We start from the raw sequence: 11,532 nt of genomic DNA, 5'->3' as shown, positions 1-11,532 counted from the left end.
GCCGAAATAAAACACTGAAGGCAGATTCTGAGCCAGCACCGCACGCCGCTCCCCCTTAAAAAAAGGAAATCGATATATCGCCGAACGCTTGTAATCAGGCGTCATTCAAAACCATCAGCGCAATCCCTTCGCTTCAAACAACTCGACGAGCCAATCCACGAAAACCCTCACGCGGGCACTCAGGTGTCGATTGGGTGAGTAGACGATGTAGATCGGGTTCGGCTCCAGTGACCAGTCCTCCAGCAACTGAACCAGGGCGCCGGACTTGAAATGCGGTTCGGCCATGAACATCAACGTTTGTAACACGCCCATGCCGGCGAGGGCGGCAGCGAGTAGGGCGTTGGAATCGTTCACCGAGACGAAGTAGTTCGCGTCTACGGATACGCGCTCGCCGTCTTTGACGAATTCCACTGGCAGGCGCCGGTTGGTACCCGCAAAAAAGTAGCGAACCATCTGATGGTCCGTTTCCAGATCGGTGGGGTGCAACGGCGTGCCGTGAGTGGCGAGGTATCCCGGCGTCGCGCAAGTAACGAACTTCAGGCTGCCCAGACGCCTGGCGATCAGTGACGGATCACTCAAGGTGCCGCCGCGAATGACGCAGTCGACCCGATCACCGAGCAGGTCGACCGGCCTGTCGCTCACGCCAATGTCCAACTGCAATTCGGGATAGCGTTTCTGAAAATCCGGCAACGCAGGCAAGACCAGCATGGTCGCCATCGTCGAGCCCATGTCGACTCGCAGTCGCCCATGTGGACGCGCCTGGGCGCTGACCAGGTCCGACTCGGCCTCCAGCCACTGATCCACCACCCGGACCATACGTTCGTAGTACGCGGTTCCGTCGTTGGTGAGCGAGATGCGCCGCGTGGTGCGGTTGAGCAATTTCACCCGCAGGTGACTTTCCAGCGACTGGATGTGCTTGGTGACGGTGTTGCGTGGAAGGTTCAGTGTTTGCGCCGCCTTGACGAAACTCCCGGCTTCCACCACCTGGATAAACGCTTTGACTGCCGAGAAGTAGTCCACGTGATGACGCATCCATGATGATCAGGGGTTTGAGCCATTAGCCCGTATTAAGGAACAGTGGTGTCATTTTTAGCCAATTTATCCCGCATTGGCTATCTCATACATTGATCTCACCGAAACGAAGCCAGCCATTCCGGTTGGCTCCTAGTGGAGATCAGACAGATGACTCAGCAACTCCAAGGCAAGGTGGCACTGGTAACCGGCGGCTCTCGCGGCATCGGCGCCGCCATCGCCAAACGTCTCGCGGCAGACGGCGCGCACGTCGCGTTCAGCTACGCGAAATCCCCTGAACAGGCGCAAAAGGTAGTCGCCGAGATTGAGCGCCACGGTGTGCAGGCTTTGGCCATTCAGGCCGATCAGGGTGACACGACGCAGGTGATCGCTCTGGTCAAACAGGTGCATCAACACTTCGGCCAGCTGGACATTCTGGTCAACAGCGCCGGCGTTTTCGTCACCGGCCCTGTCGGTGCGCCTGATGCCGACATCGAGGCGTTCGATCGCCAGCAAGCGGTCAATGTCGGTGGTGTCGTGACCGCTGTGCGCACTGCGGTTGGCCTGATGAACGACGGTGGACGCATCATTTCTCTGGGCACGACCGGCGCCGACCACGTGCCTTTCCCCGGTGCTGCCGATTATGTCGCGACCAAAGCCGCCGTCGCTGCTTACACCCGCGGTTGGGCCCGCGATCTGGGACCTCGCAACATCACCGTCAATGTCATCCAGCCGGGTGCGATCAACACCGAGATGAATCCTGAAACCGCCGACCACGCCCCGTTTCTTGCGGGCCTGGCAGCACTGGGGCGGTACGGTCAACCAGAAGACATCGCCGCCGCCGTGTCTTTCCTGGCCGGCCCTGAGGCGTCGTACATCACCGGCGCCACGCTCAACGTCGACGGCGGCCAGAGCGCCTGATCGATCTCACCTCCAGCGATCCGATCGGCAGTGCCGTCCGCCAACCGCACGGCACTGCTGACCTCAAGGATTCAGGTTTTCGCCAATCACGTTTTAAATCGCCGAGGCAGTCATGACTCAACGCATCCGGATTTACCAGCAAGGCACTCCCGCAGTGCTTCACCACGAAACCTTCGATCTGGAGTCACCCGCCCGTGACCAGGTGCTGATACGCCACGAAGCCATCGGCGTGAATTTCGTCGACACGATGTTCAGGGATGGCACCTTCCAGGTTCCGCTGCCATTCAGCATGGGCGTGGAAGCGGCGGGCGTCGTCGAGGCTGTCGGCCCTCGTGTGCGGCACCTGAAGGTCGGTGATCGCGTGGGCTATTTCTTCGCGTTCGGTGCGTATGCGGATCGTCGAGTGATCGATTCCAGCGCGCTGATCAAACTTCCCGACGACATCTCCAGCGAGCAGGCCGCCGGGCTTCTGTCGAAAGGGCTTACGGCGTGGATGCTCGTCAGGCAGGTACACGCAGTTCAAGCCGGTCAAACCGTTGTTGTGCAGGGGGCATCCGGTGGGGTCGGAAGCCTGCTTGCACGGTGGGCTAAATCCCTGGGCGCTACCGTCATCGTTACGGTCGGGTCAGCCGGCAAAGCCCGAATCGTTGAAGGCTGGGGGCTCGATCACGTGATGCGCTCCGATGAGCCAGATCTGGCCGGACGGATCAAAACCGTGAACGGGGGGGATGGTGTCGACGTGGTGTACGACCTGGTCGGTCGGCAGACGCTGGACGCTTCGATCAGCGCGCTGCGTGACGGTGGCGATCTCGTTCACGTTGGCAACGCCTCGGGCGCCGTCACTGCGGACCCCGTGCTGCTGAATGCGCGCGGCATTCAATATGTACAACCGTCGACTCCCCAATACGTCAACGCGCAAAACCAGGACATGGCCGCATCGGAATTGTTCGAGCGCTTTCGCGAGGGGGCTCTGGGGCGCCTGGAACTCACTCGCTATCGACTGGAAGAGGCGGCCGTGGCTCATGGCGCCATTGCCGCACGCAAACACACTGGATCGATCCTGCTGATCCCCTGATGTGTTGAGCGGCACCGAAAGCGCCTTGATACGCACGGGCCTCTCATCAAACAGTGCGTTGATCAATGTCAGGCCGTCCCGGGTCAAGGCATCGGCTCAGGTGTCCACTTGGAAACCGGTCAGGGAGCTACCCTTCAGCCAGCAGAACGTGGCATTGATATATCCCCCCCAGGGGGATACGATCACGCTTCATCTTTTGAGTCGCGCCCCGGACGCCAACAGGCCCATGAGCTGGCTGATCACCAAATACGTCATCACTTCCGCCATTGTCGTCCTGGTCTCGGAGTTCGCCAAACGAAGCGACAAGTTGGGCGGTCTGATCGCCTCTCTTCCGTTGGTGACTGTGCTCACTCTGATCTGGCTGCATTACGAACAGCAGAGCACGGAGAAGATCGCCAACCACGCCTGGTACACGTTCTGGTATGTCGTGCCCACCTTGCCCATGTTTCTGATTTTTCCGAAGCTCATGACGCGAATGGGATTCTGGCCAGCGCTCTTCATCGCGATGGTTTCCAGCATGCTCGTCTTTGTGGTGTTTGCCGCAGGGCTGCGGCGCTTCGGAATAGATCTGTTATGAGTGTGCGAACAACCTCGGGTAGGGGATACTGCGCGCTTATTTTCGCTGGATCAGATCATGACCAAGAATACGCCTGCGCCCAAGCACGAACACACGCATCAGTCTCACGCCGCCATCGTGAAGCGGCTCAAGCGCGCCGAGGGTCATCTGCGCAGTATTGTGACAATGATCGAGGATGGCAGGGCGTGCGTTGATATCGCGCAACAACTGCATGCCGTTGAAAAGGCCGTCTGCCAGGCCAAGCGCACGCTGATCCAGGATCACATCGATCACTGTCTGGAGGATGCAGTCGGTGCATTGACCAGCAGCGAAGGTGCATCACTTGAGGAGTTCAAGCAGATCACCAAGTATCTGTAGGTACTGGTGATCGCCGCGCGCGCCCAGCACTGCTCAATTCGACTCACGCTCTGCCAATGGCATTTCCGAAGAACGAGGCGGCTTTTCAATCACTGGATCCGGCGCCGTTGCCCCCAGCTGGGCGCGGTGGTCGAACAGGCTGATCAGGGTGCCCAACACAGCGATCACTACCAGCATCAACAATCCCACATCTGAAGCTTGCATCGTTCACTCCTGCGAAACACGCACGTTAGGAAATCGAAGAGAGGAGGGGCATCAGGCCATTCGTCGCAGGCCAACGACCATCACGGCGCCAAGCAAGGCCATGCCCACGATCAGGGCCGGAAACGACAACCACCACGGCGTCCCGGCGGTCATCATGCTGAACTCGGACATCCCGCCGATGCCGGCAATCAGGTTCAGCGGCAGAAAGACCACGTTGATCAACGTGAGCTTGCGCAGGGCCAGGTTCATGCCGTTGTTGGCGAGGTTGCCGCGAGACTCGATGAGGTTGGCGAAGACCTGGGCGTGAATTCGGGCCTGCTGGTAGCTCTGTTCGTTTTCGATGATCAGGTCGTTCAGCGCATCGAGCTGGCCCGCGCTGAAACCATGCCGCTGCCCATGGCTGCGCAGCAGGGTCAGCACCGTGCCGTTGCTCTGGATCGCGTTGACGTAGTACACGAGGCTTTCGCTCAGGTTGTACATCTGCGCCAGCTGCTGGTTGTCCAGGGTCCGGGTGAATTGCTGCTGAAGTTCGCGAGCCACCTGTTTGACCACTCTCAGGTGGCCGAGGTAGTGATGAACGCTTTCTGCCAGCAGGGCCATCAACACGTCCAGCGGCCCCTGCAGGTTCGATTCAGCGGCCAGGCTGGACAGTAATGAATTGCTCGCGCAAATCACCACCAGACGTTGCTCGCTCAACATCACGCCAAACGACGATACGTTGAATGCCCGGCCGTCGAAGCTCTCCGGGCGCTTCCAGATCAGGAACAGGTGATCGGGGTTGATTTCGATCCGGGCGACTTCGTCCGGGTCCAGCGATGACTCCAACGCCTGGGCGCCGATGCCCAGACGTCCCTGCAATAGCTGTTGTTCCTCTGCGTCCGGTGCCACGCACAGCCATACACAGGCCTTGTCTTGCAGCGTCTCGCGCAGCGCGCCGGACTGAATGCCGTAACCTTCGATCATCGGTCACCACGCCTGGCCGCGATGCTTGAGTTCGAGCCGTTGCGTGAACGCTTGCAGCACGCGGCGGTACAGTTCGTCGCCCAGCACCGCGTCCTCGATACCCGCATCCAGGTTGGGGTTGTCGTTGACCTCGATGACCAGCACGCGATCACCGGCCTGCTTCAGATCGACGCCGTAGAGGCCGTCACCGATCAGGCGAGCGGTGTCCACCGCAAGCTTCACCACGTCGGGCGGGGCCTGATCGACGGGCACGGCCTGGCACATGCCGTTGACTTCACCTGCTACGGCCTTGTGGTTGTAGATTTGCCAGTGTCCCTTGGACATGAAGTACTGGCAGGCATACAGCGCCTCGCCGTTGAGTACACCCACGCGCCAGTCGTATTCGGTGTAGCAATATTCCTGAGCAAGCAGCAGCACAGAGTGCTCGAACAATTCCTGCGCCGCGGTTGACAGGGCCTGGGCATCGGCGACCTTGATCACGCCGCGCGAGAAGCAGCCGTCGGGGATTTTCAGCACCAGAGGAAAGCCCAGGCGACGGCCTGCCTGCTCCAGCTCTTGAGGCCGATCCTTGTACAGAATCTCCGTGGCCGGCATGCCCAGGCCACGCCGCTTCAAGAGGTCGGCCAAGTAAACCTTGTTGGTGCAGCGCAGAATGGAGGAGGGGTCGTCGATGACCACCAGCCCCTCGCTTTCCGCCTTTTTGGCGAAGCGATAGGTGTGGTCATCGACCCGCGTGGTTTCGCGGATGAACAGCGCGTCGAATTCGGCCAGGCGCGCGTAATCCTTTTTCTCGATCAGCTCGACATCGATGCCCAGTTGTTTGCCTGCCTCGATAAAGCGCTCCAGCGCCAGCGGGTTGGACGGCGGCAGGGCTTCCTGCGGATCGTGCAGGATCGCCAGATCGTATCGGGCCACCCGTTTGGACGCGGGCTGGCGCCAGGTGCGACGGTTGAAGGCATCGAGCGCGTCGGCGAAGACGTGCTGCTGTTCATCGCGCAGTTTGTGCAAGGCGCCGGCCTTGATCCCGGCGATCTGCCAGGTGTCGCCACGACGAAATTCCACCAGCAGGATCGGGCAGGGGAAGGCTTCGAACAGCTGGCGGCCGATCTCTTGCAGCGAGGCAATGGACGCCTTGCCGAAATACAACGACAGCGTGAACGCTTCGGTTTCGCCATAGGGGTGGTTGGCCAGCGCCCGTTCCAGTGTGCGTTCGAGGTCGTCCAGGCCAACCCCGTACAGCGCTTTGCGGGCCAGCTCGCTGACGGTGCGCACCGACGGGAAAACCTTGTGCCCGCGGGCTTCGGCGAGCAACGAGCAGTAGTAGCCCTGGCCGAGGTATTTGTAGTGGCGGCACAGGTTGATGACTTGTGTGCGATGGGGGAAATCGTCGCTGTGCTCCAGGTAGTCCTGAGCGAGCATCAGGCTCTCGCTGGGCAGGTAATCGGCCCAGTCTTCCTTGCGCTCGACGAGGATCAGCAAGCGGCTGCCGGAGGGCTTGCTGCTGGGAGGTTCCTCGCTGAGGGTGATTGTGGAACGTTCGGATTTATCCAATACTTCGTTCACGTTGGCTTGCACCGCTGACATGAGTAATCGATCCCTGTTGAAGAAGACGCCGCTTCAATAAATCACGGGCCATTCGGCCTGTCCCGGCTCGTTACTCATTCTTTACGGTGGTGCCATGCTTTTTGATTTCCGCTTTGCGTCGGTGGACGATATCGACGATCTGGTCGCGCTTGAGCAGGAATGTTTCACCCTCGACCGCTTGAGCCAGCGCAACTTTCACTGGATGGTCAGCCGGGCCAATGCCTGCCTGATGGTCGCCACGTCCGCCGGAAAACTCGCCGGCTATGCCCTGTTGCTGTTTCATCGGGGCACTTCGCTGGCGCGTCTGTATTCGATTGCTGTCAGCCGCTCGTTTCGCGGCCATGGCCTGGGGCAGAGGTTGCTGGACGAAGCCCGGAACTGTGCCCTTGCGCGCAATTGCGCATGGCTGCGGCTGGAAGTGCGCGCGGATAACCCGGCGGCCATCAGCCTGTACGAGGCCAACGGTTATCAGCGCTTCGCCATCGTCGAGGACTACTACGAAGATCACGCCGAAGCGCTGCGTTACGAGAAACGCATTCTGCGCAACGCGCCACCGCCTGCCCGGCAGGTGCCGTATTACCCGCAGACCACCGAGTTCACCTGCGGCGCTGCCTGCCTGCTGATGGCCATGGCCGCAATAGACCCGAATCGCTCGATGAGCCGCTTTGAAGAGATCCAGTTGTGGCGTGAGGCGACCACGATTTTCATGACCGCCGGACACGGCGGCTGCAGTCCGCAAGGCTTGGCGTTGGCCGCGTGGCGACGAGGTTTTGCGGTGCGTCTGGAGGTCAGTCAGGCAGGTTCGCTTTTTCTGGACGGTGTCCGCAATCCGGAGAAGAAAGCCGTCATGACGCTGGTCGAGGAGGGCTTCGCTCAGGACCTGGCAGCCACCGGTGTGGAGCAGGTTCAGGCGCCCGCGCTGGACATTCGCGCCGCACTGGCCGCTGGTTTCAAACCGGTGGTGCTGATCAGCAGCTACCGCTTCACCCGCCTCAAAGCGCCGCACTGGGTGCTGATCACCGGCTGCGACGAAGACTTTGTCTACCTGCACGATCCCGATGTCGATCACAGCCGGCACAAGCGCAGCCTCGACTGTCAGCACCTGCCGGTGAGCCATGCCGAGTTTCTGCGCATGACGGTGTTCGGCCGCCAGCGGGTTCGCGCGGCGGTCATGTTGCGGGCTCGCTGAACAGTGGTGAGCCATGCGCAGAGCCATGCGTCAGACGGTGCCCAGGGCAGAGCGGCGTCAGGCCAGCTCGATCTTGGGCATCCAGATACGCATCAGGGAGAACAGCCGCTCCAGATCGACGGGTTTGGCGAGGTAGTCATTCGCCCCGGCCGCGAGGCAGCGCTCCTGATCGTTCTTCATCGCCTTGGCGGTCACGGCAATGACCGGCAACTTGCGCCAGAGGGCGTTCTGGCGGATTTGCCGGGTCGCCTCATAGCCGTCCATACCGGGCATCATGATGTCCATCAGCACAAGGTCGATGTCCGGTTTGGCTCCGAGTTTTTCGAGCGCCTCAAGCCCGTTCCGGGCGACTTCAACCAGAGCGCCCTTGTGTTCAAGCGCACTGGTCAGGGCGAAGATATTGCGAATGTCGTCATCGACCACCAAGATGGTGCGCCCCTCGAAAATACGGTCCCGATTGCGCGCGGCGCTGAGCATTTTCTGCCGTTCGCTGGACAGGTTTTTTTCCACCTTGTGCAGGAACAGCGTCACTTCGTCGAGCAGGCGTTCGGGCGAGCGGGCGCCTTTGATGATGATGGTGCGAGAATACTTCAGCAGGTCCGCTTCTTCGTCGCGGGTCAGGTTGCGACCTGTGTACACAATGACCGGCGGATAAGACGAAATCTCCTCGGTGGCCATGATTTTAAGCAGCTCATTGCCGGTCATGTCCGGGAGCCTGAGGTCAATGATCATGCAATCGAACAGGCATTCGCGCAGCAGCGCAAGCGCCTCCTGACCGCTTTCCACCGCCGTGATATCGACGTCGTCGTCGCTGATCAGACGCACCACGCTTTCGCGTTGGCGGGCATCGTCCTCCACCAGCAGTATGCGTTTGACCTTTTGCGCGAGCCGTTCTTCAAGGCTGGCAAACACCTCCCGAAGCTGAACCAGTGAAGCGGGTTTGACGGCGTAGCCCACCGCGCCCATGTGCATCGCTGTTTCCTGCCGTTCCTCGACGGAAATCACATGGACCGGAATGTGCCGGGTGGAAGACATGTCCTTGAGCCGCTGCAAAACGGTCAGACCGGAATGATCCGGCAAGTGCATGTCCAACAGGATGGCGTGTGGGGTGAAGCGGCATGCCAGTTCGAATCCTTCGTCTGCGCCATGGGCGACCAGGCATCCGTAACCCTGTTCGTGAGCCAGATCGAACAGTACGCGGGCAAACGCCGGGTCATCTTCGATGATCAGAATGACCCGGTCACCCAGAGAGGCCAGGTGGCGATCATCATCGAAGTCGGGGATGACAGGGATGACCTGCACGGCGGCAGGTATTGGCGCGACGGACAACGAAGGCAACGCCATCGGCAGGGGTTCCAGCGTCTGCGTTCCCTCACTGAAAACAGCCGGTATTTCCAGCGTGAACGTACTGCCATGGCCCGGCGAACTCGTCACCGAGATGTTGCCGCCCAGCAGATTGGCCAGACGCCGGGAGATCGACAAGCCCAGGCCGGTGCCGCCATAGCGTCGACTGATGGAGCCATCGGCTTGGTGGAACGCTTCGAATATGCTCTCGATCTGGTCAGCTTCGATGCCGATCCCCGAATCGGTTACGCGGAACACCATCTTGTCGCCGGGCGCATTGGCGACGCTCAGTTGAACACTGCCCGCTTCGGTGAACTTGATGGCGTTGGCCAGCAGATTCTTGAGGACTTGTTCCAGGCGTTGCCGGTCAGTGTGAAGTGACAACGCCGTGCCTTCCTGCACGTCGATGGAGAATTGCAGCTGCTTTTCCAGTGCAACGGGCTGGAAGGTGTTTTTCAGGTTATCCAGCAAGCGCTCGACGCTGAAACCTTCGGGAAACAGCTCGAATCTTCCGGCTTCGACCTTGGCGATATCAAGGACATCATTGATGAGGCGCAAGAGGTCGTTGCCCGCCGAATAAATCGATTCGGCAAAACTGACTTGTTCGGTCGTCAGGTTGTGCCCCGAGTTTTCGGCCAGCAGCTTTGAAAGAATCAGGGCGCTGTTCAGCGGGGTGCGCAGTTCGTGCGACATGTTGGCGAGAAATTCGGATTTGTACCGGCTGGCGCTCTGCAATTCCAGAGCCCGGGCCTCAAGCTCCACCTGAGCCAGTTTCAGATCCGCATTGTTCTTGTCCAGCGTGTCGCGTTGGCGGGACAGCTCACTGCTTTGATCGGTGAGCTGCTTATTGACCTGTTCAAGTTCGACCTGCTGGATTTCCAGCGAGGCTTGCGACTCCTTGAGTACCCGTGACTGTTCCTCCAGCTCTTCGTTGGAGGTGCGCAGTTCTTCCTGCTGGACTTGCAACTCCTCATTGAGCTGCTGTGTTTCTGCGAGGATTTCCTGAATCCTTTGCCGGTATCGTGCAGCCTCTATCGAGATGCCGATGTCGTGGCTGACGGCATTCAACAATTCCATGTCCCGGGGCGTCAGCGGCCGCAGAAAGCCCAACTCGACCACACCGTTGACGCCGTCGTCGTTCACGATGGGGGCGATCAGCACGCTGGCGGGTTTGCCGTCGCCCAGCCCCGAGTTGACCTTCAGATAGTCGTCGGGGAGGTCATCGAGTGCGATCGGGCTGTTGTTTCCGGCCACCTGGCCCACCAGTCCTTCTTCAGGCTTGAAGTGCTGATCAAGCGCCTCCTGCTCCTGGGAAAACCCGTAAGAAGCCACGCGGGTAAAGCCGCCATGCGCCTGGCGTACATAGAAGGCCGCCACCACCGCACCCAGAAACTCGGCAAAGAATTGCAGCGTATTGCGCCCCACGGCTTCAAGTGACAGCTCGCCCAGCACGCGTTGCGCCGCATTGCTCTGGCCTTCCTTGAGCCAGGCAGCGTGCTCCAGCCTGGCCGTGCTCTGGATTTGTGCATTGAGAATGGTCGTGTACGAGTTGGACAATCGCGTCAGTTCGCGTCGACCCAACAGCGCCAGCAGGATATTGGCTGCCAGCGTGAACAGGATGAACACGCTCATGGTGATGATGGTGGTGCGTTGAACCATTTCGGTTCGCTGAATTCGCAGACTCTGCTCCATATAGATGAATTCAGCGAATTCGGTGCGCATTTCATCGCTCAGTCGCTTGCCTTTGCCCTGGCGCATGATGCTTTCGAAATCGCCGTTATTTCGCTTTATTTCGATGATCCGCTGGGCTCGCTCGGCCCAGGCCGATTGCAATGCCGAGATACGTGCCAGCCGGTCAGCCTGTATGGGGTTGTCCGCTACCAGCGCCTGCAGCCCTTTGATACCGGCCGGCACCTTGACCCGCGCCAGTTCGTAGATATCCAGATAACGGTCGTCACCCGAGAGTAAATAACCACGAACGCCGGCTTCCATATCGACGGCCAGTTTCTGCGTTTCGTGGGAATTGTTGATGACGCGATCGGTGTGCTCGACCCATTCGATACGGTTCAGCAGATAAGTGACCAGCGTCACAAACAGTGCAGCGGCGACCACGCCAAGCAGCAATGGAGTGATGACATTTCGGCGCAATATCTTGCGAAAGCTGCGTTCATCAATGGCACTTGAAATCATCATTGAAGTCCTGGACGAGGAGACGGCCACATGGCAACCATCGCCTCTTCTGGCGTTAAGGGGTATGAGATCCTGAAGGCATCAATCGACAGCCACAGCCACTCCGACCTCGGCATG

10 protein-coding genes are annotated in these 11,532 nt (G+C 59.8%); 5 read left to right on the top strand and 5 right to left on the bottom strand.

Features of this window, described 5'->3' with window-relative positions; genetic code table 11:
* Positions 1-114: 114 nt before the first annotated feature.
* The gene (locus ACIPL0_RS08625; RefSeq protein ID WP_400599033.1) at positions 115-1,020 is read right to left on the bottom strand and encodes a LysR substrate-binding domain-containing protein; all 906 of its coding nucleotides are present in this window, start codon (positions 1,018-1,020) and stop codon (positions 115-117) included.
* Positions 1,021-1,182: 162 nt separating this feature from the next.
* Here ACIPL0_RS08625 and ACIPL0_RS08620 point away from each other — a divergent pair, with 162 nt between their 5' ends.
* The 4 genes from ACIPL0_RS08620 (at position 1,183) to ACIPL0_RS08605 (ending at position 3,941) form a co-directional block, all read left to right on the top strand.
* Positions 1,183-1,932, top strand: a complete 750-nt coding sequence (locus ACIPL0_RS08620) for an SDR family NAD(P)-dependent oxidoreductase (protein ID WP_400599031.1) — start codon at positions 1,183-1,185, stop codon at positions 1,930-1,932.
* 112 nt (positions 1,933-2,044) lie between these two features.
* Positions 2,045-3,007 (top strand): quinone oxidoreductase family protein, encoded by a 963-nt coding sequence (locus tag ACIPL0_RS08615; RefSeq protein WP_400599029.1) that lies wholly within the window; start codon positions 2,045-2,047, stop codon positions 3,005-3,007.
* A 226-nt stretch (positions 3,008-3,233) separates the two neighbouring features.
* A complete protein-coding gene (locus ACIPL0_RS08610; RefSeq protein ID WP_400599027.1) occupies positions 3,234-3,584 on the top strand; it encodes a DUF3147 family protein in 351 nt (116 codons plus the stop codon).
* A gap of 57 nt (positions 3,585-3,641) precedes the next feature.
* On the top strand, positions 3,642-3,941 hold the full coding sequence (locus ACIPL0_RS08605; RefSeq protein ID WP_400599025.1) for a metal-sensing transcriptional repressor: 300 nt from the start codon (positions 3,642-3,644) through the stop codon (positions 3,939-3,941).
* A 33-nt stretch (positions 3,942-3,974) separates the two neighbouring features.
* On the opposite strand, the gene ACIPL0_RS08600 is transcribed toward ACIPL0_RS08605, so the two are convergent.
* From ACIPL0_RS08600 to ACIPL0_RS08590, 3 genes are read right to left on the bottom strand one after another with little or no spacing between them, the layout of a single operon-like run.
* On the bottom strand, positions 3,975-4,145 hold the full coding sequence (locus tag ACIPL0_RS08600) for a hypothetical protein (protein WP_400599023.1): 171 nt from the start codon (positions 4,143-4,145) through the stop codon (positions 3,975-3,977).
* Positions 4,146-4,196: 51 nt separating this feature from the next.
* Positions 4,197-5,108 carry a magnesium transporter CorA family protein gene (locus ACIPL0_RS08595; RefSeq protein WP_400599021.1) on the bottom strand — a complete coding sequence of 304 codons (912 nt, stop codon included), beginning with the start codon at positions 5,106-5,108 and terminating at the stop codon, positions 4,197-4,199.
* Between the two features lie 3 nt (positions 5,109-5,111).
* The gene (locus ACIPL0_RS08590) at positions 5,112-6,692 is read right to left on the bottom strand and encodes a RimK family protein (RefSeq protein ID WP_400599019.1); all 1,581 of its coding nucleotides are present in this window, start codon (positions 6,690-6,692) and stop codon (positions 5,112-5,114) included.
* Between the two features lie 94 nt (positions 6,693-6,786).
* On the opposite strand from ACIPL0_RS08590, the gene ACIPL0_RS08585 reads away from it, so the two are divergent.
* On the top strand, positions 6,787-7,881 hold the full coding sequence (locus tag ACIPL0_RS08585) for a GNAT family N-acetyltransferase/peptidase C39 family protein (protein WP_400599017.1): 1,095 nt from the start codon (positions 6,787-6,789) through the stop codon (positions 7,879-7,881).
* 57 nt (positions 7,882-7,938) lie between these two features.
* Here the strand turns inward: ACIPL0_RS08585 and ACIPL0_RS08580 are convergent, their stop codons facing one another.
* A complete protein-coding gene (locus tag ACIPL0_RS08580; protein WP_400599016.1) occupies positions 7,939-11,418 on the bottom strand; it encodes a response regulator in 3,480 nt (1,159 codons plus the stop codon).
* Positions 11,419-11,532 lie beyond the last annotated feature (114 nt).

Source organism: Pseudomonas sp. NPDC090208, assembly GCF_044746785.1.
Lineage (GTDB): Bacteria > Pseudomonadota > Gammaproteobacteria > Pseudomonadales > Pseudomonadaceae > Aquipseudomonas.
This window is presented reverse-complemented; position numbering and strand designations above follow the sequence as displayed.